Annotated in this window: 18 protein-coding genes; 6 read left to right on the forward strand and 12 right to left on the reverse strand. The window is 45.7% G+C overall.

Features of this window, described 5'->3' with window-relative positions; all coding sequences use genetic code 11:
* Positions 1 to 100: 100 nt before the first annotated feature.
* A complete protein-coding gene (locus tag QZ938_RS14920; protein ID WP_293352253.1) occupies positions 101 to 547 on the reverse strand; it encodes a hypothetical protein in 447 nt (148 codons plus the stop codon).
* Between the two features lie 107 nt (positions 548 to 654).
* Entirely contained in the window at positions 655 to 1,935 is a 1,281-nt protein-coding gene (locus QZ938_RS14925) for an HhoA/HhoB/HtrA family serine endopeptidase (protein WP_293352251.1), read from the reverse strand.
* 300 nt (positions 1,936 to 2,235) lie between these two features.
* On the opposite strand from QZ938_RS14925, the gene QZ938_RS14930 reads away from it, so the two are divergent.
* Positions 2,236 to 3,450 (forward strand): RNA-guided endonuclease TnpB family protein, encoded by a 1,215-nt coding sequence (locus tag QZ938_RS14930; protein WP_293352249.1) that lies wholly within the window; start codon positions 2,236 to 2,238, stop codon positions 3,448 to 3,450.
* 221 nt (positions 3,451 to 3,671) lie between these two features.
* Positions 3,672 to 4,028: a metal-sensitive transcriptional regulator gene (locus QZ938_RS14935; RefSeq protein ID WP_293158052.1), complete on the forward strand. Its 357-nt coding sequence runs from the start codon at positions 3,672 to 3,674 to the stop codon at positions 4,026 to 4,028.
* Between the two features lie 698 nt (positions 4,029 to 4,726).
* On the opposite strand, the gene QZ938_RS14940 is transcribed toward QZ938_RS14935, so the two are convergent.
* A complete protein-coding gene (locus tag QZ938_RS14940) occupies positions 4,727 to 5,164 on the reverse strand; it encodes a helix-turn-helix domain-containing protein (RefSeq protein WP_293158055.1) in 438 nt (145 codons plus the stop codon).
* 980 nt (positions 5,165 to 6,144) lie between these two features.
* Here QZ938_RS14940 and QZ938_RS14945 point away from each other — a divergent pair.
* Entirely contained in the window at positions 6,145 to 6,858 is a 714-nt protein-coding gene (locus tag QZ938_RS14945; RefSeq protein WP_293339001.1) for a pentapeptide repeat-containing protein, read from the forward strand.
* Positions 6,859 to 7,230: 372 nt separating this feature from the next.
* A complete protein-coding gene (locus QZ938_RS14950; protein ID WP_293352247.1) occupies positions 7,231 to 7,998 on the forward strand; it encodes a pentapeptide repeat-containing protein in 768 nt (255 codons plus the stop codon).
* A 33-nt stretch (positions 7,999 to 8,031) separates the two neighbouring features.
* Here the strand turns inward: QZ938_RS14950 and QZ938_RS14955 are convergent, their stop codons facing one another.
* The 9 genes from QZ938_RS14955 to speB form a co-directional block, all read right to left on the reverse strand.
* A complete protein-coding gene (locus QZ938_RS14955) occupies positions 8,032 to 11,034 on the reverse strand; it encodes a GAF domain-containing protein (RefSeq protein WP_293352245.1) in 3,003 nt (1,000 codons plus the stop codon).
* Positions 11,035 to 11,378: 344 nt separating this feature from the next.
* Positions 11,379 to 11,849: an NADAR family protein gene (locus tag QZ938_RS14960; RefSeq protein WP_293156718.1), complete on the reverse strand. Its 471-nt coding sequence runs from the start codon at positions 11,847 to 11,849 to the stop codon at positions 11,379 to 11,381.
* Between the two features lie 749 nt (positions 11,850 to 12,598).
* Entirely contained in the window at positions 12,599 to 13,147 is a 549-nt protein-coding gene (frr, locus tag QZ938_RS14965; protein ID WP_293121796.1) for a ribosome recycling factor, read from the reverse strand.
* On the reverse strand, positions 13,134 to 13,862 hold the full coding sequence (gene pyrH / locus QZ938_RS14970; RefSeq protein WP_293156721.1) for a UMP kinase: 729 nt from the start codon (positions 13,860 to 13,862) through the stop codon (positions 13,134 to 13,136). The genes frr and pyrH overlap by 14 nt, the downstream gene beginning before the upstream one ends.
* A 144-nt stretch (positions 13,863 to 14,006) precedes the next feature.
* Positions 14,007 to 14,405 carry a peptide-methionine (R)-S-oxide reductase MsrB gene (msrB, locus tag QZ938_RS14975; RefSeq protein ID WP_293156724.1) on the reverse strand — a complete coding sequence of 133 codons (399 nt, stop codon included), beginning with the start codon at positions 14,403 to 14,405 and terminating at the stop codon, positions 14,007 to 14,009.
* A gap of 192 nt (positions 14,406 to 14,597) precedes the next feature.
* Complete coding sequence (gene modB / locus QZ938_RS14980) at positions 14,598 to 16,508, reverse strand: molybdate ABC transporter permease subunit (RefSeq protein ID WP_293352243.1); 1,911 nt, start codon at positions 16,506 to 16,508, stop codon at positions 14,598 to 14,600.
* Between the two features lie 156 nt (positions 16,509 to 16,664).
* Positions 16,665 to 17,453: a molybdate ABC transporter substrate-binding protein gene (modA, locus tag QZ938_RS14985; protein ID WP_293352241.1), complete on the reverse strand. Its 789-nt coding sequence runs from the start codon at positions 17,451 to 17,453 to the stop codon at positions 16,665 to 16,667.
* A 225-nt stretch (positions 17,454 to 17,678) separates the two neighbouring features.
* Positions 17,679 to 18,236: a thioredoxin family protein gene (locus tag QZ938_RS14990; protein WP_293156732.1), complete on the reverse strand. Its 558-nt coding sequence runs from the start codon at positions 18,234 to 18,236 to the stop codon at positions 17,679 to 17,681.
* Between the two features lie 286 nt (positions 18,237 to 18,522).
* Positions 18,523 to 19,452: an agmatinase gene (gene speB / locus QZ938_RS14995; RefSeq protein WP_293352239.1), complete on the reverse strand. Its 930-nt coding sequence runs from the start codon at positions 19,450 to 19,452 to the stop codon at positions 18,523 to 18,525.
* Positions 19,453 to 19,685: 233 nt separating this feature from the next.
* Here speB and QZ938_RS15000 point away from each other — a divergent pair, with 233 nt between their 5' ends.
* Entirely contained in the window at positions 19,686 to 20,627 is a 942-nt protein-coding gene (locus QZ938_RS15000; RefSeq protein ID WP_293352237.1) for an alpha/beta fold hydrolase, read from the forward strand.
* A gap of 617 nt (positions 20,628 to 21,244) precedes the next feature.
* A complete protein-coding gene (locus QZ938_RS15005) occupies positions 21,245 to 23,935 on the forward strand; it encodes an ABC transporter substrate-binding protein (protein WP_293352235.1) in 2,691 nt (896 codons plus the stop codon).
* The last annotated feature ends 376 nt before the right edge of the window (positions 23,936 to 24,311 follow it).

Consider the following 24,311-nt stretch of genomic DNA (forward strand, 5'->3'; position numbering starts at 1 on the left):
GAAACCAAGAAGGTGAACATCGAATAAGGATGAGTTTTGACGACCAAAATGAAATGTTACATCCTTGGCAGTCGTCACTCATTTGTTTATTATAACTTGCTTATGTTATTAAATTTTCATTCCTAAGGCGATCGGGAGCAACCATACCGCGATCGGTTTGCACATCAAAAAGCACCAATTGTTTCCGATCGCCCTGTTTGTGCATTCCCGCAAACGATCGATCTCCCAAAAACTCTGTAAACACAGTAATTTCAGCACAGTGATACTGTTCGTTCTCTCGAAAAATAGACTCTAAAGGACTAGCAAAATCTCTCCTAAATATTTCAGGTGCTTCCTCTAAACCTGGATGTGCAGCATTAAATTCTGAAATTCCCATGTCATCCAAGTCAAATCTACTTCGGCGCGTACCAAAAGCATACCAACTGAGTTCAACTTCCCACACCCAATGCAAGTTAGTACCATCGTATTTCTCAAAAGCTATACATTGTTTATTAGGGCAATTTTTACTATTGGGAATTTTGGGATAAGCAAGCTGAATTCGTGTCATATAAAGGAATAAGGAAGAAGGAAGAAGGAAGAGAGAAGGACTAAAGTCCTCACTACAAACTTTATTTATGGAGATTTTTAACAATTCCTCCCCCCTCCCCTTCAGCTCTAAAAATCTCTCAGTTGAGCCGTTTGAACAGCAACATCTTTCGTCAGAGAACCCCGCCGCAGTTTCAGTTTCAAAATTTGACCGATTTGGCTATTTTCCACCAAATTTTGCAACTGTTCGGGTTGAGTCACTTTCTCGCCCTCAATTTGAACGATCGCATCTCCTTTCCGAATCCCGGCTTTCTCAGCAGGCGTATTGGGTACAACTCGCATCACCAATACCCCTGTAACTTCCGGCACAATCAAAGGAGCATTGGGGTCAGAATTATTCTCTCTGGCCATTTCCGGAGTCAAAGCAATCATCTGAATGCCTAAAAACGGATGGCTGACTTGTTCTCCCTTGGCTAACTGGGCGTAGATGGCCTTAGCTTTGTCGATCGGAATTGCAAACCCAATACCCATTGCATCCGCCCGAATCGCCGTGTTGATGCCAATCACTTCTCCTCTGCTGTTTAACAGCGGCCCGCCGGAATTGCCGGGATTGATGGCGGCGTCTGTTTGAATGAAATCGAGACGTTTGTCGGGAATGCCGACGGCTGCGCTCGATCGCTTCAAAGTGCTGATAATTCCCAAAGTGACGGTGTTGTCAAATCCGAGGGGGTTTCCCACGGCGATCGCCCAATCACCCACTTTCACCGCATCGGAGTCTCCCAGTGGTGCCACGGGCAAGTTAACACCTTTGGTATTAATTTTAACAACAGCCAAATCTGTTACTTCGTCAGTACCTTGGACTTCTCCTGGAAAAGTCCGGCCGTCATTTAAGGTGACAGTTACTCGATCGGCTTTATCTACCACGTGAGCATTGGTTAACACAATCCCGTTTTTGTCAATGATGAAGCCAGAACCTTGACCCCGCAAGCGTTCTTGTCTGGGCGTCATGCTCCGCAAATCTTCTCCCAAAAATCTGCGGAAGAAGGGGTCTTCCATTAAGGGGTCGAGGTTGCGGCTGACAGTGCGCTCGGTATCAATCCGGACAACAGCAGGCCCGACTCGATCGACTGCCGCCGTCACAAAACTGCTGGTATCTGCAGCCACCTGCGCCGGGAGTTCCGGACTCCGCAGTGCGAGCATTTGCGGATTTTGGGAAGTTGCCCTGGAACTCAAAGGTACTTTCTGGACGGCTGTTTCTGTCTGTTGGGGCCAGTTGGGCTGATTTTTGCCAGCGGCCAAGACGGATGCAGCATTGATGAAGAGAGCACTCAGGGCGATCGTCATTGCTAAAATGAGGGCGAAAGGGCGATCGGTGCGGGGTGCGGATCCAAAAAACTTAAATAGTCGCATAGCGTCAATATTTGGTAGTCTGGGTTATTCTAGTAAAGGCGTGCGTGCGATCGGACTCAATAATCGCCCGCTATCAAGATCCTAAATATATTTAGCTGAAACAGCATTCATCCCCGCGCTCTACCTGTACAATCCGTGAGCGACGGGATGAATGCGCGATCGTCCGCCGATTGCACCCGCGCACAAGGCGCTCTCGTCACAGCCAGCGGGAGATGCGCGGGTGTATGAGCAGGCGAACAAAATCCCTTGATTGGTCTGTATCTGTGTTATCATATGTAAGCATTTTGTGATAAAAGCATCGTGTTAAAAGCAGTCAAAGTCAGAATCTATCCTACCCAAGAACAGCAGAGTCATTTGGCAGGGGCTTTTGGCTGTGTTCGATGGGTGTGGAATCAATCTCTGGCTACCATGTCCCAAACCTATAAGGAGACTGGGAAAGGTATATCGGCTTTGATGATGAAGAAACAGATTCCAGTATGGAAGACTGAGCATGAATGGCTCAAAGAGTGTTATTCGCAATGCCTCCAGTCCTCTGTACTTAATCTGTCCCAAGCTTTTATCAATTTCTTTGATGGCCGAACAGGATATCCGACCTTCAAGAAACGTCAAGGTAGACAATCAATGCAGTACCCTCAGAACGTTAAAATTCTGAGCGATACTGAGATTAAATTCCCTGGTAATCTTGGAGTGGTTGAGGCTAAAATTCATCGCGCTCTTGTTGGTAAATTAAGGACTGTGACGGTATCTAGAATGCCTGATGGTCGTTATTACGCCTCCCTACTGATGGATGATGGTATAGAAAACCCAGTCGCTAATGAAGATGGTAGAGCCATTGGTATTGACCTCGGTTTACTAGACTTTGTAGTTACATCTAATGGCTCGAAATACCAGAACCCTCGACATTTGAAGAAGCACGAACGTAACCTCAAACGCAAACAGCGTAAGTTATCCAGAAAAAAGGATCGAACTACCAACAGACGACGAAAGGCTAAACTAGCTGTAGCCAAAGTCCACGCAAAAATAGCTAGAGTGCGTGAAGATTTCCGACACAAACTATCCCGTAAGATAGTTAACGAAAACCAAGTGATTGTGGTCGAGAATCTGGCAGTAAAGAACATGGTCAAAAATCACAATCTTGCCTTATCTATCAGTGATGCTGGCTGGGGAATATTCTGCACCATGCTTAAATATAAGGCAGAAGCAGAAGGCAAGGTCTATCTAGAAGTAGGTCGATTTTTTCCATCATCTCATCTGTGTTCTAATACTTTACTGTCGCTGCCAAAAATGGATCTATCTGTGCGTGAATTTGACTGTGCCCACTGTGGCAATCGACACGACAGAGACATTAACGCGGCAATCAATATTAAAAATGAAGGCTTACGGTTATTGACGTTGGGAACCAGCGTTACTGCCAAGGGAGGCAATGTAAGACCAAAACGATATGGGCAAAAATCCACTGTCGCCGAGGCTGTTGCCCTTGAACTTGGAAGCCCACACTCTACCCGCTTCGGGTAGAGTGTTGGGTCGTTCACACAGCTACAATACACGAGTCTGGAGCCAGCACAAACTCAACATATTCTCAATTCTAACGTGAAAATTTTCCCTAGTAATACCAGTTTCAAAAAAACAATTAAACTGTAGTCCAGCGCTCTAAACCACTACGGAACAACTTATTCCCAAATCCCCAATCTCAAATCTCAAATCTCAAATCTCAAATCTCAAATGGCACAACCCTGATGATTATATCTGACACTTCTACTGACAAATCCGTACCCTCAAATTCCCACCACCACCATCACGACAATCAATCAGTCCACCCTCACCATCACGATGAAGAATCGAGGCGGCGGCTGGTTAATCGCTTATCTCGGATTGAGGGACACGTCCGGGGCATCAAAACAATGGTGCAAGAAAACCGTCCCTGTCCCGAAGTTCTCGTGCAAGTTGCAGCAGTTCGAGGCGCGCTCGATCGCGTAGCAAGAATCATTCTTGACGAACATTTAACTCAGTGCATTGCCAGGGCCGCTAAAGAAGGCAATATCGATACCGAAATAGAAGAGTTGAAAGCTGCTTTGGATCGGTTTTTGCCTTAGTCGCTGCCATTTTCTTACATATACCACCCCCATCAGATGGTTAGGAATTTCTGGCGATCGCTTTCTTCATCCGATTAATTGCAAATAAAAGTCTCTCGCGACGATAACTAAAGGCTGCCTTCTTCCTTCTTTTTATCCTGAGGTAAGCCGTTATTGATGTGATGACTGAGGGTTAGGAAGTTCTGGCGAGCGATCGCTTTCTTCATGGGATTAATTGCAAATAAAAGTCTCTCGCGACTATAGATAACTAAAAGCTGCCTTATTCCTTCTTTTCATTCTGAGGTAAGCCGTTATTGATGACTTCTTCCCTCTTCCCTCTTCCCTCTTCCTTCTTCCCTCTTCCTTCTTCCCTCTTCCTTCTTCCCTCTTCCTTCTTCCTTCTATCTTTTACATCCGTTACATCCGTTGCCGAACTTCCTTCTTCTATAACAAAACCTGCAAATCAGACAACAACTTGCAAGTTATGAGTTCGGGCGCATTGCTTAAGAATCTTTCACCAACCAGGGAAAACCATCAAATATTTCCCCCTCAACCCAATCGGCACAACAGATAATTTATACGATCGGCAGTTGGTGAGAGCGATCTTAGTTCAAAAAGAAGTAGTGAGTTTTTAGTGACAACCAAAGTCATCAACAGCTTTAAACTCTGAGTATCAACAATAGGAGGGTGATTAACCAGACTTGGGATGAACTGTCTATTTAAACTTTCGTCAACTTGCCTTTGAGCTGGTATCTGACTGTTGCGTAAACGGCCTTATAGGAAGCGTCTATGCTGTATTCCTGCTGCAACCACTCTTGAATTTCTCCATAGCTTTTAAAGCCTTTTTGGGGATCGCTGAGGCGCATTGCCAAACTAGCGCGGGCCAGAGGAGGAATCGCCGGCTTCCTGCCACCGCTGTGCTTGGTTTCCAGGAGTCCTTCAAGTCCATCAGATCTGTACTTTCTCAGCCACCGCTGCACAGTAATGCGGTTTACGCCGATCGTCATTGCCAATTCTTTAACTGTCTTAACGTGACAAATTTTGAACAGGTAAAGTGCTTGAATTTTTTGAAAGCCGCTTGCCGTTTTTTGTTCGGTTAACAGGCTTTTTAGTTCTTCTGTGGTCTCTGTGATGCTAAGTTTACATACTCCAGCCATATCAATTACCTCACGAGGATTCGCACTATACAATTGTTTTTTTGACTGGGGAGAAAAATCTTCTCCCCTCCTAAATGCTCGCCTTTTGCTTGCCAAGAAAGGAATAGACAAGCTATCTCAATTAAACTTTTTCATGCCTGGACTTACTCAGATGCTCAGAAGATTGTTTTTTTTACCTGGAGCAAGGGCTGGAACGCGTCTTTTGGTGAAAGACCCGGTTTATGAGTCAGTTTGGTATTGGATGGCACAAGCATCATTGCTAATACTGATATCAGTTAACTGATCGACCGCAACATTAGCTGCAATAGTTGACTTTTAAGGAATACCATTTATTCTCTTTTTGTTAAACATATATCATGGTTTTCCTGGTGTTTTTTGGTAATTTTTGCGAATGTCTTGGCAATTTATAGCTAGCATATAACCTTGGTCTGTACGCTAGCTATAAGCACATTTAGACACAGATTCTACTGCTCCCAGAAGTGTATTTCTGGCTTTCCCTTTGTGAGAAATCCTGAGACATTAGCACTCTGATGGGCCGAAGCGGATCGCGCCGAGTGACGGTGCAACCAACTTTCACGGCACGCGGGCAGGCCTCTGTGAAATTACTTGCTCGATCGCCAGTTGAGTAAAACACGTCTACCGTGGGATTGTCAAATTTTCAACATCACAGTACCACTATCGGCTATTTTCGCCTGCCTGTCGTGATCGAAAACGTTGCTTCTATGTGATACTACTAACATTAATTAGTGATCGTTATCACACAAATACTCAGTAACCTCAACTAGCCATAAAAAGTTATGGCCTCGATCGCACTTTCCAGCGAGAATTCTTTGATTTAGTTAGGAAGTACGATAAGATTGACATTTTTGTTAAAAATTTTTACCCAGGTGAACAAGCATCTTGTTTTGTCCTTCACCCTCCCCAAACCGTCTAGGGCAATCTTGTACTCGGCGTAAATCTTTTAGCATCTCAAGTCTAAAATGGCAGAAGATCCGGTGCAAGCAGCTTGCGAAGAGTATTGTTCCTTTAAAAGGTGTAGAGAAGCCAAAATGAACGTTGACGAATTGCTCAAGCTATACGCAATAGGAGAAAGAAATTTTAGTGGGGTCTACCTGCACGAAGTCTACCTCTACGAAGCAGAATTGATTGGAGTCAATCTGTCTGAAGCCGACATGATTGGCTCCAATCTCAGCAAAGCCAAACTCAGCAGAGTCAACTTTGGCAAAGCCAATTTGTGCCAGATCAATTTGAGCAGAGCCGACTTAGCTGGAGCCGACTTCACCGAAGCACTTTTAGCTGAAGCTAACCTGTATCGAGCTGAGTTGATGGGAGCAAATCTTAGCAAAGCAGACTTAAGTGGAGCTTCCCTGATCCAAGCAAGTTTAATCGGAGCCAACATATCTCGGGCAACACTCTCTCGTACAGACTTGCACGGAGTAAACCTTTACGGAGTAAACTTGCGAAGGGCCGTTCTCACAGAAGCAGATTTAATTGGAGCCAACTTAACTAAAGTAGACCTCAGCGGAGCCGACTTAATGGGAGCGAGCCTAATTAGGGCAGATTTGACTGAAGCAATTTTAAGTGCCTCAGACTTAAGCGGGGCAAACCTGTTGGGAGCAAACCTGACAAAAGTTAACCTGAGCGGAGTATATCTTAAGGGTGCAACGATGCCCGACGGTACGGTTCACGATTGATTAATTTATGTCTTCAATGTTATGGTTGGCGAGAACCAATACTAAGGGTAACATTTTTTTGTTACCCTAATTTATTGGTAGCAAAATGTTTATTTGAGACTCTGGTGAGGCCGTAAATTTCAAAGTTTCAATGTATCAGTCCTGGACGTATTAAGGCCAAAGAAACCGGGTTTTTTACCTAATCTGTGGACTACAACGAAAGATTTTCCTAAAAAACCCGGTTTCTGACCACCCGTGCGTCAGCCCTATGTATGATGTCTGGGATAGATAGCTGAGAATCTGGCAATATTTAGCAATGTCTGCGATCTAGATTTTCAATTGCTGCGATAAAAGCTATTTTAGAGTTATTAATTGGGATTTTGGATGCTTAAGATGAAACTCAGAATCATGGCTGCTGCAACGCTGCTGAGCGCGATCGCCCCGATCGCCCCTGCACGAGCCGAGAACATTCAACACACGCAACAATTACTAGCCACGCGACAGTGCCCCAACTGCGACCTCAGCAGCGCTGGTCTGGTTTTAGCCAACTTAACAGGAGCCAATCTCAAAGGTGCTGACTTGAGATTGGCTAACCTCAGCCGAGCCAACCTCACTGGCGCCGATCTCAGCGGGGCAAACCTTAGCGGCACCAGTTTGTTTGGCGTCAACCTGACGGGCGCAAACCTGACGGGGGCAAACCTCAGCGGTGCTGACTTGAGAAGCGCCTATCTCAGCAACGCCAATTTAACTGACACCAATTTAACTAACGCCCAACTGCTGGGTGCTAGAGGAATGCCAACTAATATTGGTACCGCAGAAGACTTCTACCGATTGGGAGTGCTGGAAGCTCAAGCGGGAAACTACAGAAACGCCATTGACTATTACAATCAAGCCCTGAATCTGAAATCGGATATAGCTGCGGTTTATTTTGCGCGCAGTATGTCTCGCGCTGACTTGGGAGACTTCGCCGGCGCGGCTCAAGATGTTGCAAGAGCAAACCAACTCTTTACCACTCAAGGAAATCCCCAAGGTCAGGAATTGTCAAAGCAGCTAGCAGAAGCAATTGTGGCCCGCCAAAAGCCAACGGAGCCGCGCACTGGGGGCGGCAGCTTTATGAGTATTCTGGAGTCGCTCACTTCTCTTCTGCTGAATTTTCTATAGTTGTTAGTAAGTTAACTGTTAACTGTTAACTTACTAATTCAGAGGAATCTCGATCCAGAACTCAGTACCCTCACCGGGTACAGAAACACACTTGAGTACCCCTTTGTGTTTCTCAACTATAATTTGATAACTGATAGACAGTCCTAAACCCGTCCCCCGACCGACGGGTTTAGTAGTAAAAAAGGGATTAAATATGTGAGAAATTAACTCTTTGGGGATGCCGTGACCGTTGTCTGCAATGCAAATTCTTACTGTTTTTTCATCAATTAATTCGGTGCGAATCCGAATGCAAGGGGATGGCAAATCAGGTATCAAATGCTCGGTTTTGGTCTTGATATCTACTGTTCTGACATCCTGTTGTTGCGAACTCAAATATGTCACGGCTGCACTTGGTACTAGGGAGTTAACGTTCGCAACTCGATCTATTTGTCCCATTTCTATGGCGTCAATGGCATTGCCGATTAGATTCATAAATACCTGATTGAGCGAGCTGGCATAGCATTCAACTAAGGGCAAATTGCCGTATTCTTTCATTATTTGTACGGTATCGCGATCGGACTTGGCTTTGATCCGGTGCTGCAAAATCAACAGGGTACTGTCGATGCCTTCGTGAATGTCAACGCCTTTCTTTTGAGCTTGATCGAGCCGGGAAAAATTGCGTAAAGATACAACTAACTGGCGGATGCGCTCAACTCCTACTTTCATAGAACCCAAAATTTTTGGCAAATCTGTGGCAAGAAATTCGATGTCGATTGCTTCGGCACACTCGCTAATTTCTGGGTTGGGATTGGGGTAGTGCTGGCGGTAGAGTTCCACCAAGCAGAGCAAGTCTTTGCTGTATTCGCTGGCGTGGGAGAGATTGCCGTAGATAAAGTTAACGGGGTTATTGATTTCGTGGGCGACGCCGGCAACCAGTTGTCCGAGACTGGACATTTTCTCGGTTTGAATCAGTTGGGCTTGGGTATTGTTCAGTTCAGTGACGGTTTTAGCTAGTTGTTCGGCTTTTGCTCGATCGGCTGCTGCTGCATTCAGACTTTCTTGATAAAGTTCTGCTTGGTGAATGGCGATCGCAGCTTGAGAGGCTAAATTTTGCAGCAACTCCTGTTCTGCGGTTGGCCAAACCCTCGGCCCAGAACACTCGTGGGCAATCAGCAACCCCCAACATTCGGCATCTTTGGCGATCATCGGCACAATTAAACTTGCCCTCACCTGCAACTTTTCCAAAAATTCGCGGTGACAGGGCGTTAAATTCTCAGTCTCAATATCATTAATTGCTCGCACGCGTCCCGCTCGATAAAAGCAGTCTGAGCCTTCGGGAAAGCATTCTTGCGGAGATTTGATACCTAAAATTGACTGCCACTGGCCGCGAATAGCTTCGACAACTACCTCGCCGTGTTCGTTTTCGCCAAATTGGTAGATTACCGTGCGATCGGTATTTAACAAAACTCTCACTTCCCGCACAATAGTTTGCAGTATCGTCTTTAAATCCAAGGTGCTGCGAATTTGGTCTCTGACTCGCGTCAATACTTGGGCAAACTCTAAGGATTTTTGCAATTGGGCGGTACGCTCTTGAACTTGGCGTTCTAAGTTGGCATTCAGGGCTTGCACTTCTTTATGAAGAAGGTACTGCCCAATTGCCGAACAAAATTGGCTCCCTATCGCTAAAGCTTGCTCGATCTCCTCCCATTTCCACTCGGGCGACTGACCTTTTTTGATTTCTCGCCAGACTTCAAAGGATTGTCTGGGAAGGATTTGTGCAACACTGCTGTCAAAGCGCCCCGCCCACATTTTTTCGGTATCAATTTCATTGCGAAAAACGGTCAAACAGCCAACTACTTGTTGTTGGTAGTGGAGGGGAATTACCAGCAAACCCCGAATTTGAGTTCCTTGGAAAGCAGGAACTAACACTCTAAATAGAGATTCTTTGTATAAGTCTGTAATTATCCAAGCTGAGAATTGGGAATTGGGAATTGGGAATTTGGGAAAATCGGGGGTATTTTTCAATCCTGCGATCAGCCATTGTTGCCAGAGGGGATGAGCTTCGATCGCGCTGACTGTTTCCCAATGGGGAAGTGTCGGTTGAGTCCCTGTGACGAACAGTTCAAAGGTAGCATCGATCGCTGTAGGGGCAATGGGAAATCTTCGATCGATCTGGGGAACCGGTAACTGTTCGCTGTTGATTTTCCGGGGGTTGAGATAAAGTCGGCCGCCGCTCCCCCCCAAAGCAGTGACAGTGGCTTCTAAAGCCTGTTGTAGTTGAATGTCGATCTGACCGTACAACAGGGCTGCGACGCGACTGACGGTGGCTTCCCGAGATGCTTGAGAGCGGGTTTTTTGGAGCAGGAGCGAGTGGCCGATGGCGATCGACAATTGATCTGCTACGAGTTGAACTACTTCTAAATCTGTGGATGAAATATTGCGGGGGGAGGAGTGGTGAGCCACTAACAGTCCCCACAGTTCGATGTGAGTTTGGCGATCGCTTCCAGGCTCGCATCTACTTACGCAGGCGGGGGCCTCGCAGATCTCTGTTTTGTTCTGTTGCGACACACTCCTGTGGTGCAAAATTGGCACGACTAAGGAAGATTGGACTCCCATTGCCATCAAGTAAGCTTTGTGGCAAGGATCGAGCGAGCGATAGTGGATCTCTTCATTTACTAAAGGTTGACCGGTATCCGCAGCATCAACGGGACTGAGGGCGATCGTCTCGGAGTTAACATCTACTATTGTCCGCTGGCGCATACGGACATACATCTCCCGCGCGCTGGGAGGAATGTCGTCTACTGGAAAATGGAGACCTTTCAAGGAAGGGAGATATATATTATTAATTGATTCGGCAACAACTTCTCCGCAGCCGTCGGCACTAAACCTGTAGATCATAATGCGATCTGTTTTCAGAAAAGACCGCACTTCTGCTACTGTACTGGTTAAAATATCTTCTAATTCTAGAGATTGGCGGATGCGTTCTGTGATTCGCCTTACCAAAACTTCTTTGTCTAGTTTATGATGTAATTCTTGCGTATTTTCTGTGATTTGCATAAATCTCCTTTGGCAATTATGGAATGATAATAAGAAGTTTTGATCTACATTCGCGATCGAACTCAACTTTATGAGGCTGAGTTTTTGACTAAACCGAGCTTTACTATTAATCCGTGGCGTACTGCTTAGTGACGACCGTGTATCCCCTGTGGCACCCTGAAGAACAAAAATCGGCGATCGCTGAGGTGTATTCCTTGCCTTCAACAGACAGGGCGACTTAACCAAATGATAATTATTATTTTAATCCTCTTATCAATTTCTTGCAATATTGAATTTTTAGTCTCATAATTATTTATTTTTAGGATAAGTTGACATTAGTTTGTATAACTTCATATAATGATAGATTAATGTGAGTTTTGATCTGGCCCCGGGCGCTGACTAATTTCGCTTCGCACGCTCATCAGAATTTTACCCAAATGATTTTGGCCCGTTCCATCGCAGCCGCACCCCCAGTAGTAATCTGTTGGCGAATCCTCCACAATCACTCGATCCCCTGTGGCGAGGAGAATAGCTTGAATGTCTGAATGAGTGAGAAACTTAGTTAAAACTGCCTCGCGCATAATGGGAATTTTTACCGCTTCCCAATCAGGGCGCATTTGGTGGTTTGGATCGCGACCTAATTTGGCTGCTTCCTGAGGAGTTGGTACGGATTGAATTGCGGCCACTAATCTTTCATCAGCGCTACCGACAAATTTTTGGGCTTGATAGTAATGTTCCACAGTCAACCAATCTTGACCGTACAAGCAAATGTCGTGTAGTGAAAAATTGGAAAAGCAGCCGTAAGGATCCTCTACTTTATAAAAATAAATTATCATAATGATATTAGATATTAGATATTAGATATTAAATTTTACATTTTCAATTTTACAGTATTGACGAAGGGAGCATCTAATTTTGATAAAAAGCATTTTTTATACCATTTATCGAAGAGTGTGCAACACTCTTCGACCCCCCTAGCCCCCCCATGAATCAGGGGGGGGGGAACAAGAATACTGTTATTTCGTTGAAAATTGGTATTATTTGAGTGTTGTCCCGCTCGCACTCAAATAAAAAGCTGAGATACTCGCTTGACGAATCGCACTTGTGCATTTAAATTGTATATTTCGATCGTCATCAAAAATCGTTAATTCGTTTCTTTATATCGCCTTCTATGCCTCTCAATCGCCAGAGAAATCGATCTGGCGCAGCAGCTTCTCTGATGGTGTGCGGTGCGCGCCCTAGGAGTACAAGTCAAAGAACTCAGTTGTTATTGTCTGACGCGGTTGCAAGTGGGGATTTCATGAAAAAATTATGTTTCCGTTGCCTCAGCATCGGAAACGATGTAATTTCTATTGTAATTAACGATCGAGAATTGGGAATGAGGAATCGATCGCCAGAAATTGGGATTTTGAGAATACATATAGCCTTTCGAGCTCCCATATGAGGTACGACTGGCCAAACCGGGCATAGGGCATAGGCCAAACCGGGCATAGGGCATACCTCACTTTTTTGAGAAAGGCTATACTTTATTTTCCTTTTTCCGGCTAAGATTGCTGCACTTTCCCCATGCCCAATTTCTCAGACTCTAAACTGTCGTGATGTCTTTCTCTTTCGATGCCAGAACATCTTCTATTTTGGCAATGTACTTGTCCGTCAGTTTTTGAATTTTATCTTGCAAGTCTCGCGATTCATCTTTAGAGATATCGCTGCTTTTTTCTTGCTTGCGAATCGAGTCAACGGCATCGCGACGGATATTGCGAATTGCGATTTTACCTTCTTCGGCAAACTTCGCGGCCATTTTGACAAATTCTTGGCGTCTTTCGCTGGTAAGCGGTGGAATGTTCAAGCGAATAACTGAACCGTCGTTGTTAGGTACGAGGCCTACATCGGACAGGGAAATTGCTTTTTCGATTGAGGTAAGCGCTGTGCGATCGAACGGTTGAATGTTGATCGTTGTCGCATCCGGGGTTCCGATATTGGCAAGGGATTTGATCGGAGTTGGAGCTCCGTAATAATCTACCATGACTCGATCGAGGAGGGAGGCGTTGGCGCGTCCCGTCCTGATAGTATTAAAAGACCGTTGAGTAGCCTCAACTGCCTTTTGCATATGATCTTCAGCTTCAGCTAACTTCACAAAATCCTCCGACAAGAGTTCCAATAGATTCTCCCATTACGGCTCGGTAGATGTTGCCCGATACCGAGAGGTCAAATACCATAATAGGAATATTATTTTCTTTGCACAGGGCGATCGCGGTACTGTCCATCACCCGCAAGTCTTGGTTCAAGACGTGGGCGTAGGTGAGGGTTTGATACCTGCGTGCGTCTGGGTTGACGTGGGGGTCAGAATCGTACACCCCATCTACCTTCGTCGCTTTAAAAATCACCTCTGCATCAATTTCAGCCGCCCGCAATGCGGCTGTAGTATCAGTAGTAAAGAAAGGATTGCCAGAACCGGCACCAAAAATCACTACCCGTTTTTTTTCCAAGTGACGAATGGCGCGCCGCCGAATGTAGGGTTCAGCTACTTCTTGCATGGCGATCGCCGATTGTACCCTTGTTGGCACTCCTGCTTGTTCCAGTGCATCCTGCAAAGTGATAGCATTCATTACCGTAGCAATCATGCCCACATAGTCGGCTGTTGCCCGATCCATCCCTGCCGAAGCAGCTTTCACGCCGCGAAAAATGTTACCGCCGCCGACAACGATCGCGATTTGAATGCCTTCGGAAACGACTTTGGCCACTTCCTGGGCGATCGACCCAACGACTACCGGATCGATACCGTAGCCCAAGCTACCCATCAGCGCCTCACCGCTGAGCTTCAGCAAAACCCGCTGATAAACCATCCCCATGCCGCCACTATTTTTTTACTTCTGTTTGCCTCCACCATAAGATAGCAGCACGGGTGCATTTTGAACATAAAATTGCCTGGAACAGGCTTTTGGGCTTGTTCCAGAATACTTTGGTGAGAACTTAGCAGTATCTGTTGGCGGAATTTATTCCTTGGGAACGAAATCAAGAGCAGCAGAATTCATGCAGTAACGCTGACCGGTTGGCCTGGGCCCATCGTTGAATACGTGCCCGAGATGAGCGTCACAAACAGCACACAGTACCTCAGTACGGCGCATGAACAAGGCATTATCCGCCTCATTCCTGACATTTTCTTCTTTAATGGGAGCGTAGAAACTCGGCCAACCGGTACCGGAATCGTATTTTGTTTCTGATGTAAACAGTTCGGTGCCGCAGCAAATGCACTTATAAGTTCCGGGCTTTTTGTTGTCGTGATATTCGCCACTGAAAGCTCTTTCTGTTCCCTTTTTTCTGGTGACTTTGAACTGTTCGGGCGTGAGTTGCTGTTGCCATTCGGCATCGGTTTTCTTAACTTTGTCTGTCATGGTTTAATGTTTGGAGTAGATGAAATTAGTTGTTTATAGTTAACCATTAACGGTTAATATTATCTCCTTATATTACCGCCACCTAAAGGGTTCGTAGTGAGGACTTCAGTCCTCTGAGGACTAAAGTCCTCACTACGAACCTTTTTGAGGGACAATTTATTGGACATAATATGACTGTCTCTTGCTGTTAACTCATGCCTCCATTAATATTAACCTAATTGGCTCCAAATGAACATACCAGGGAAAAGGATTGTCTTTAATTGCCCGCCACTTTTCCTTGAAAACTTCAGCTTGCAAGTGATAATCTTGGGAATTGTGGGGAGGCGAGTGCAACTTGAGATATAATGTCACCCGGTGCGGAGTTTCCACCGTTGAGGCGATCCAACAAGGAAATGTATTTTCGCGATCGCACGCGCTGACAAAACTGATTTGATGAGCCCGAATTCCTACAGAAACTAGAGATTTGGGAATTGGCTCGGCGACAGTCAGATCGCAGCCCCAGTCGATCGCCTCCACGACAGTTTCGGCAACAGGTTTAGCAGCACAAAAGTTCTTACAGCCCGTCAACTGGGCGACGGTGAAGTTGCGCGGGCGATCGAAAATGTTCTGTTTGGTATCAAAGGCGATCGCACTTCCATCAGCCAAAACCAACAGATTCTCGCACACCCGGTAAACCTCCTCTAAATTGTGACTGACAAACAAAGTAATGCCTCGATAATTAGCCAAAGTCTGCATTAACTCCCGTTCCAGTTGACTCCGCAAGTGCGTATCCAAAGCCGAAAAAGGTTCATCTAACAGCAGCAAAGCCGGCGAACTTGCGATCGCCCTCGCCAAAGCCACCCGCTGCTGCTGGCCGCCCGAAAGTTCCTGCGGATAGCGATTTTCCAGTCCCGACATTTGCACCGAAATTAATTGTTCTTTGACCCGAAGTTGTTGCTCGCTTGCAGATAAATGCTGCAAGCCAAAGGCAATATTTTCAGCCACAGTCAAGTGCGGAAACAAAGCATAGTTTTGAAACAAAAAACCGATACGGCGGTCTTTAGAAGGCACATTAATGCCCTGTACTGAGTCAAATAAAACCTTACCGTTGACTGCAATTTTACCGCTAGTTGGAGTTTCCAAACCTGCGATGCAGCGCAGAGTCATACTCTTGCCCGAACCCGACGCGCCCAAAATTCCCAGCACTTCCTGCCCGATATCGAAACCGACATTTAAGGCAAAGCCAGAAAGAGGTTTGAAAATGTTTAGAAAAAGTCCTGTTCCCGGTTGATTATTTTTTTTATTTGTGCCACCATAATTAGCCAATTTAGCAACATTAGATTGCGGTTTATCTGGAAAATGTAAATAAGTTGTGGGATGGGCAAAATGCCCATCCAGGTTAGAAGCATGAACCCCGTTTATAATTAACTTACGATGGCGATATTTAGGATTTGGTTGGGGAGATTTTTTTTGTAAATCAGTCCAATAATTAACAGCAGTAAGCACGCTCAAAGCAAGACTGAGCACAATCAAAACCCAAATAGTAGCTTGCCTCATATCCCCAGCTTCCACAGCAAAATAAATCGCCATCGGGATAGTTTGAGTTTGTCCGGGAATATTCCCAGCTAACATCAACGTGGCGCCGAATTCACCCAAAGCGCGGGCAAATGCGAGAATAGTTCCTGCTAAAATTCCCGGCCAGGCTAGAGGTAGCATAATCCGCCAAAAAACTGTCCATTCGGAAGCACCTAAAGTGCGGGCTGCATTGAGAAGGTTGGCATCAATTTGCTCAAAAGATCCCAAAGCAGTTTTGTACATCAGGGGAAATGATACGACTGTGGCTGTAATTACGGCGGCTTGCCAAGTGAAGAGGATTGTTAAGTCGAATTTTAGCAACAATTGACCGATCGCGCCATTTCTCCCAAACAGCAGCAGCAACAAAAATCCGACTACTGTGGGCGGCAAAACTAAGGGAGAGATGAAAATGCCTTCTATTAAGGCTTTACCTCGGATGCGGGTTGAAAGCATCCACCGGGCGGCGGCGATTCCGAGAAAGAAGGTAAGGAATGTGGCGATGGCGGATGCTTTTAGGGATATCCACAATGGAGATAAGTCGAATTCCATATTTGGGATTAACTATCGCAGTCTTATCTAATTTTTGAATGAGATTTTTTTTAAACGAACCGCGAAGACGCAAAGGGCGCTAAGGAAGAAAGAGAAGGAAGAGAATAAACTGTAGGGGCGGTGCCCGGTGCCGGCCCTCTTTCTCCGGGTTGCTAATTAACGAGCTAAACCGAATCCGTATTTCTGAAATACTATTTTAGCGCGATCGCCCGCCAAGAACTCAACAAAGGTTTTGGCGGCTGCGGGATGGCGGCTGTTTCTGATAACTGCTAGGGGATAAACGATGGGCGAGTGCAAATTTGCGGCCGCTGTTAGCTGTACAGTTACTTTGTCGGATGTTTTGCCGTCAGTGGCGTAGACTATGCCAGCATCAACGTTTCTGCTTTCGACAAATGTCAGCACTTGACGGACGTTATTTCCTAGCACTAATTTTGGCTTAATTTGCTGCCACAATCCTAGTTTAGTTAGCATTTCCTGGGCGTATTGTCCGACGGGGACGCTGTTGGGTTCGCCGATCGCAATTTTCTTGATTTTGGCATCCGTCAACTGTTTGAAATCGCTCAAAACAGCGCTATTTTTGGGTGTAATCAATACCAGGCGATTTGTCAGGAGGTTGCGTCGTGTCTGGTTGAGGAGCAAATTAGCTTGCTGCAAAGCATCCATTTGTTTGGTAGCGGCACTTAAAAACACATCTACCGGGGCTCCTTGCTGAATTTGCTGGGCTAGGGCGCCGGAAGCACCAAAATTATAGGTAATATTCACATTGGGATTGCTGGTTTGATATACTGTTTTGATTTCTGTTAAGGCTGGCGAGAGGCTGATGGCAGCGGATACGGTTAAAGATGTTCGCTGCTGCGCTGTGGCGGGAGTCCAATTAATCAGCAGTGCGATCGCCACAATTGCTGCAATAATTAAATTGAGAATACGTGTATTTTTTAAGTTCATCAGAAATAGAAGACCGGGCGGTTGAAGACCGGGCGGTTGAAACCGCGTCTATACAGACGAAACCCGCCTCCGCGGGTTGAAGAGCGGTTAAAATACGTTATCTTCGACCGTCGGCGTCCGGCGGACATCGTTTGTGTAGGAGCGGTTTCAACCGCCGTCTATGTTTGTGTAGAAGCGGTTTCAACCGCCGTCTATGTTTGACTTTCTGGCGGTTTCAACCGCCGTCTATGCTCGCCATTTGAGAGTACAACCGATCGCCTCTGTACTCGAAGGTTCTATCGGTTGGTCATTCAGCAATTGGTCGATCGCACTTCGCAAATAAGAAAATTGCACCGCTTCTGAATTGTCGGCATTGTCGTCTATTAAACCTTTATAGCGCAATCTGCCGTCTTGGTCTAACAAAAAAACCTCCGGCGTATGAGAAGCCCCAAAACTCTCAGCCACATCTTGAGCCATATCTCGGATGTACGGGAAGTTGAGTTGATTGTTGGCTGCAAAAATTTTCATATTTTCAAAATTTTCGTCGGGATGCTGGTTGGCATCATTAGCATTAATCCCGATTAAAGTAACGTCTCTATCTTGAAAATCTGCTTGCAGTTGTTTGAGGCGATTGAGATACAACTCGACGCAGGGAGACTGATTGCACATAAATATCACCGCTATCGCTCGACATTTTTCTAAATATCGAGATAAATGGTGAACTTCTTCGTCAACTCCCGGCAGTTCAAAATCGGGAGCGTAGCCGTTAATGGGAGTACCTGTTGTTTCGCTGATTAAACTCATTTTTTCAGGATGTGAGGAGCAGTATTTTCCAATATGAAAGATGAAAGGATCGGTGCGAATCAAATAGGTTATTTTTCGACTTTACCAGAAAGAATTGGTTGAAAGCCCGCCCGTCTTTGAATGACAAATTAAGATCGGACTATTCATTACTCCAATACTCGGACTCCTGGGTAGAGGTAGCTCTGAAACTGTCAACTGTCAACTGTCAACTGTCAACTGTCAACTGTCAACTGTTGAACTTAATTATAGCCTGACCAACAGCCTATTTGAATTCGGACTTGGCGATTTATTCCTCGTCTTGCTTTAGCCAACCTTTCGCCAGAGCTTGATATCCAATCATTTTGTATGTTAGTTTGGCGGCGGTAAATTCTGAGACTACAGAATCTACAACAGGTGCTAGTTCCATGATGTCACAGCCGATGACTTCGTAGGACTCGAATAACCGGCGTAAAAATCCGGTGAGCGAATACCAATTTAACCCACCTGGTTCCGGCGTGCCAACTCCTGGGATTAATGTGGGATCGATGCCGTCTAGGTCGATCGTCAAAAATACTCGTTTGGTTGTTATGCTAGCAAGGGCGCGATCGGCCCAATCCGGTTGAGTCGCGATTTCCCGAGCTCGAAAGACGTTTAGCTGTTTGGCTTTAATCAAGTCGGCTTCTTCTTTGCAGATAGCGCGAATTCCGATTTGCAGTGTCGGTAAGCCCATATCGACAACCCGCCGCATCACGCAGGCGTGGTTGTGAATCGAGCCTTCGTATTCGTGCCGCAAGTCGCCGTGGGCGTCGATTTGCACGACTGTGAAGGGTTCGTCGGGGTATCCTTGGCGGTAGCCTTCGACAACGCCAGCGGTGATGCTGTGTTCGCCTCCGAGGGAGATGACAAACTTATTTTCGGTAATTAGCTGGTGTACGGTTTGTTGGGTAACTTGCAACATTTCTAAGGATGAAACTTGTTGCTTGTTGCGGGTATCGGCGATCGGCAATGCGGTATAAATACCAACATCGTAGCAAACTTCGCGATCGAGTTCTTCGTCGTAGCATTCGAGCTGGTGAGAAGCTTCTAGCAGCTTAGCCGGCCCGTTTTCGCACCCGCGGCGGTAGGTGGTGGTTGCCTCGTAGGGAATTGGTAAAATAACTACTCGGGCTGTGTCGTAGTCGGGTACGATTTCCGATCCTAGAAACGGCACGACGGAAGTTGAGATGATCGCTGGCATAGGGGAAATTTCAATAAGGCAAAAAAAGTCGGCATCTTTAATCGTGACATAGTATCGACTCTAACTGCAAAGGAAGAAGGAAGAGGATTTAACCGCACCAGCGCCAGAGGGCGCAGAGGGAGGAGGGAGCGAAGGTTTGGGATTTATGTCCTAGCAGTTGCCTCGAATTGCGATACGGTTTGTAGTAAGGACTTTAGTCCTTCCAACTCTTAAATTTTCACTTTTTTACCTATATGACTTCTTCTACGTTAACTGCTCTTGCGCCTCAAACCTGGATGTGGAAAGGTTTTCCGATTTGTTACCAGGCTGCGGGCACCCAGGGCCCGGCGGTGGTGTTTGTCCACGGTTTCGGGGCGTCTTCGGGCCACTGGCGCAAGAATTTACCGGCGTTGGCTGCTGATTGTCGCTGTTTTGCGATCGATCTTATCGGTTTTGGCGCTTCTGCTAAGCCTGCGCCCAAGCTGGAGATTGATTATACTTTTGAGACTTGGGGAGAGTTAATTGCCGATTTTTGTCGGGAAGTTGCGGGCGGGCCTGCTTTTTTGGTGGGAAATTCGATCGGCTGCGTAGCAATTATGCAAGCCGCCGTTGATTTTCCCGATATTGCTTCTGGTGTCATTTTACTCAATTGTTCCCTGCGCTTGTTGCACGATCGCAAACGCGCCGAAATGCCTTGGTATCGCAGTTTTGGAGCGCCAATCGCACAAAAAGTTTTAAATGTCAAGTGGATTAGTCAATTATTTTTCAAACAATTAGCAACGCCGAATACGGTCAAAAAAGTGCTTTTGCAAGCCTATCACCGTCCCGAAGCTGTCAGCGACGAACTTGTAGAAATCTTGTTAAAACCAGCGCGAGACAACGGCGCAGTGGATGTATTTGTAGCATTTATTAGCTATTCTCAAGGCCCCTTACCGGAGGATTTGTTACCCCGTTTAAACTGTCCTGCTTTGATTGTGTGGGGCGAAAAAGACCCTTGGGAGCCGATCGCCCTCGGGCGAGAATTAGCCAAGTTTCCGGCTGTAGAAAAGTTTATTCCGCTGGAGGGCGTAGGCCATTGTCCCCAGGATGAAGCCCCGGAATTAGTCAATCCGATTTTACTCGAATGGATTGCAGACAAGACGAAGACGGCGGTTGAAACCGCGTCTACACAAACGATGTCCGCCTCCGCGGACTAAAGAAAATAACGTAATTTCAACCGCCCGGTCTTCTTCAACCGGCGTCCGGCGGGTTTTGTTTGTATAGAGGCGGTTTCAACCGCCCGATCTTTTTAAACTTCTTAAACGAACAAGAAACTATCAGGAGTAAAGCCACCTTGAATTACAGCAATTTGGTCAGAAGTACCCGCCAAATTTATCGAGTTGCCAACAATATTGTAGTCAGAAAGACTCCCATGTAACTGAATGCGATCGATTCCCTGCCGAAAATCCTGAATCAGTGCAACTCACGGCGGGCAATCGCTATTTACGGAACTTGAAAATTTTTAAGAAGACTTATCTCGAAATACATCTGCGTCGATTTGCGTCAATCTGCGGTTTGGCTATAAATCAAATATTTATACAATTAAGTCTAACCGTTAAGGATATTTTGGGTTCTCGCTCGTGCAATCGGCGATCGAGCCTGTTTTGCAGCCTCTGGTACGAGCATTCGATCCAGTTGAGGAGCTAAACATCTCTCCAGTAGTTGACCCCAGTGCTGTTATTGTACCATATCTGCCCGATCGAGGCTATACTCGATTTCTTACCAATTACTTGCATTTTTATTAATTTCTTAGTTATCAATAAAACTTTTCGGTATGAACAACTTGAACATCGACACTAAAACCCGCGCCGTCAAGCTAGGTTCCGAGTGCATAGACCTAAACAAAGAAGAGTATATCGTGCTGCTGCTGTTGAGCAAACACTACGGCAAATATGTCGCACCGACAGCGATTTTTAATGTGTTGTACAAGCGTCCCCCAACAGGTGACGAAGAGAAAATAATAGTCGATCGCATTTTTGAACTCAAGAGAAAGTTAAAAGACAACGGCGACACATCCATGCTAATTCATTCCGAACCAAACGGGAGTGGCAAATATGGAATTCTCGCAGTAGAAAGTCCCGTGCAAATCAACGGCGATATTTTGCAGCCGCCGGAACCCAACCCAGAATCAGAACAACTTTTAAACAATCGGTACCGGGTAATTGAGAAGTTGGGAGAAGGAGGTTTTGGCTTAACATTGTTGGCCGAAGACACGCAAATGCCTTCGCATCGGTGTTGCGTCATTAAGCAGCTTAAGCCCCAGACAAATAATCCTGATATCGATCAAAGTGTTCGAGAGCGTTTCTCTCAAGAAGCTGCTGTTTTGGAAAAGTTGGGCGAAGGGCATTCTCAAATCCCCAAACTTTACGGGCACTTTGAGGAAAACGGTTTATTTTTCTTGGCGCTGGAATGGATAGACGGGGAAACGCTTAACAACCGAGTCAAAGTTGTTGGAAGAATGAACGAGGAGGAAGTTAAAAAAATCCTGACAAGTCTGCTAATAGTTTTGGATTATATACACGAAAAACAGATTATCCACCGAGATATTAAACCCCAAAATATTATATTACGCAAGTCTGACGACGAACCAGTTTTGATAGATTTTGGCGTAGTTAAGGAAACAATTAATCAAGGGATGACTGCTGGGTTAAATGATGTAACAATCTCCATTGGAACGCCCCAATTTATGGCTCCGGAACAAGCGGCAGGCAGACCCGAATATTCGAGCGATTTGTACAGTTTGGGATTGACGGCAATTTATTTACTAACTGGCAAGTGGCCCCAGGATTTAGAAACTGACCCCCAAACTCGGGAGATGCTTTGGCAGAATCATTCATCAAAGGTGAGTGTGAGATTTGCCGCAGTTCTGGATAAAGCGATTAGATTTCACCCCCGAAGTCGGTTCGCTAATGCTAAGGAAATGTTAGCAGCTTTGGAGGAGCCAACAGTGGCTACTTTGGCGAGCAGTCACGAGCAAGATAACTCTCAAAAAAGCAGCAACAAAAGCTGGCTTATTTATGTATTTTTGATATTTTTAATTGCTTTAGGTGCGGGTGCTTTTGTCTTCAAAAAAGAGTTGATAAGTATCCTCAAAGATGCTGTACACTTAGCTGAGAGAAGTCTGAATCCTAGCGATTCTCAATTGCCCTCTTTGCCTGGGGTGACACCGGAAAATGCCGAAACTTCCTCGCCCGTAGATGCCAGCAGTTACATCAGTGCGGGCGATCGCATTTTGTTCGCTAGCACGGCAAATCCTGACAAGCAAGCAGGAGTTCGCGCGATCGCCAGCGGTGACTTCAAAACGGCGGTAAATCAGCTAGAAGCGGCTGTAAAAGTCGATCGCACAGACGCGGAAACTTTAATTTATCTCAATAACGCTCGACTCGGTACTGCACAAGCTTTGAAAATTGCCGCAGTAGTTCCGATTGGCGACAATCTCAGCGGGGCGGCGGAAATATTGCGCGGGATAGCTCAAGCTCAAGACGAAGCAATTAAGGCGGGAGTGCCTTTAAAGGTAGTAATTGCTGATGACGGTAATGATGAAAATCGGGCGAAGGCTATTGCACAGAGTCTGATTGCAGATAGCAGTATTTTAGCAGTTGTCGGTCACGGCACCAGCAAAACTTCGATCGCAGTTGCTCCAATTTACAGTCAAAATCAAATGGTGGCGATCGCACCTACGAGCACGAGCATTCAATTAGCAACGGTTCCGAGGCGCCCTGACGGAGTAAACTATTTCTTTCGGACGATACCGAGCGACCAATTTACAGGTACGGCTTTAGCTCGCTATATGTTAACTGGCATGAAAAAAAGCACGGCTGCGGTTTTTTACAATTCCAAAAGTTCTTATAGCAAGTCGCTGCAAACAGCTTTTTCTACTACTTTGATTCTGGAAGGCGGTCAAGTTGTTAAAGAAGTAGATTTATCTGAGCCAAATTCTGCGGCGCACATCGATGGGATGGAAGCAGATGTGTTGGTTTTGCTACCAGATTCAGATACTGTAAATTCATTCCTAGAAATCGCTAAAAATAATCAAAAAGGTTTGCCAATAATTGGCGGTGATGCTCTATACAATACGGATTTATTGAAACAGGGTGGAGCAGCTTTGAACGGGGCGATAATTTCTGTACCTTGGCATTTTGCTGATAGTAAAAATCAAAAATTTGTAGAATTAGCTAGAAATTTGTGGGGAATTGATGTTAGCTGGCGGACGGCGATGAGTTACGATGCGGTGCAGGTGTTGCGGCTGGGAAGGTCGATCGGGAAAATTGAGCCGAATAGCGGTAAAGCGGGGCGAGTGATGCTGGCTAAAGCCTTAGCTGGTGAGGATTTCAAAGTTAGCGGTGCGACGGGGGAAATTAGATTTTTGTCGAGTGGCGATCGCAATAGCAAAGTAGTTCTTTTGCAAATTGTACCCGATTCTAAATCCGGTACGGGTTACAATTTTATGCCAGTCGATCGGTAGATTGCAGATTTTAGCTTACTCCCGGCATTTAGAGCGGATGTTGCTAGAAGAGGTGCTTAGGGATGTGGAGAGGGGTAGAGGCGATCGCTCCCTACTCCATCATAGACCAATACGGTTTACTTAACGCTTTTGATGAATTTCATCTGACGATTTTTGGATTATAAAGAGGTGAAGTAGATATTAAGAAGATTTTACCGCAGAGAACACAGAGAACACAGAGAGGGGAGGGATAAAAGGTTTTTTTACGACATCCAAAACCCTCGCAATACTCTTCCCTCTGCGCCAAAAGCGCCCCAATACGGTTCAAAACTCTTCTCTTGATGGAGTGGATTGTATTGCAATACGGTTTACTTAATGCTTTTGATGAATTTCATCT

Source organism: Microcoleus sp. CAWBG27, assembly GCF_020883145.1.
Taxonomy (GTDB): domain Bacteria; phylum Cyanobacteriota; class Cyanobacteriia; order Cyanobacteriales; family Microcoleaceae; genus Microcoleus.

Coding starts and splice junctions, on each gene's coding strand:
- QZ938_RS14935 (WP_293158052.1), top strand. CDS start 3,672: ATGATTATATCTGACACTTCTACTGACAAATCCGTACCCTCAAATTCC.
- msrB (WP_293156724.1), bottom strand. CDS start 14,405: ATGACAGACAAAGTTAAGAAAACCGATGCCGAATGGCAACAGCAACTC.
- QZ938_RS14955 (WP_293352245.1), bottom strand. CDS start 11,034: ATGCAAATCACAGAAAATACGCAAGAATTACATCATAAACTAGACAAA.
- modB (WP_293352243.1), bottom strand. CDS start 16,508: ATGGAATTCGACTTATCTCCATTGTGGATATCCCTAAAAGCATCCGCC.
- QZ938_RS14960 (WP_293156718.1), bottom strand. CDS start 11,849: ATGATAATTTATTTTTATAAAGTAGAGGATCCTTACGGCTGCTTTTCC.
- QZ938_RS14940 (WP_293158055.1), bottom strand. CDS start 5,164: ATGGCTGGAGTATGTAAACTTAGCATCACAGAGACCACAGAAGAACTA.
- QZ938_RS14990 (WP_293156732.1), bottom strand. CDS start 18,236: ATGAGTTTAATCAGCGAAACAACAGGTACTCCCATTAACGGCTACGCT.
- pyrH (WP_293156721.1), bottom strand. CDS start 13,862: ATGGGGATGGTTTATCAGCGGGTTTTGCTGAAGCTCAGCGGTGAGGCG.
- QZ938_RS14925 (WP_293352251.1), bottom strand. CDS start 1,935: ATGCGACTATTTAAGTTTTTTGGATCCGCACCCCGCACCGATCGCCCT.
- QZ938_RS15000 (WP_293352237.1), top strand. CDS start 19,686: ATGACTTCTTCTACGTTAACTGCTCTTGCGCCTCAAACCTGGATGTGG.
- QZ938_RS14950 (WP_293352247.1), top strand. CDS start 7,231: ATGAAACTCAGAATCATGGCTGCTGCAACGCTGCTGAGCGCGATCGCC.
- modA (WP_293352241.1), bottom strand. CDS start 17,453: ATGAACTTAAAAAATACACGTATTCTCAATTTAATTATTGCAGCAATT.
- QZ938_RS14920 (WP_293352253.1), bottom strand. CDS start 547: ATGACACGAATTCAGCTTGCTTATCCCAAAATTCCCAATAGTAAAAAT.
- QZ938_RS14945 (WP_293339001.1), top strand. CDS start 6,145: ATGGCAGAAGATCCGGTGCAAGCAGCTTGCGAAGAGTATTGTTCCTTT.
- speB (WP_293352239.1), bottom strand. CDS start 19,452: ATGCCAGCGATCATCTCAACTTCCGTCGTGCCGTTTCTAGGATCGGAA.
- QZ938_RS15005 (WP_293352235.1), top strand. CDS start 21,245: ATGAACAACTTGAACATCGACACTAAAACCCGCGCCGTCAAGCTAGGT.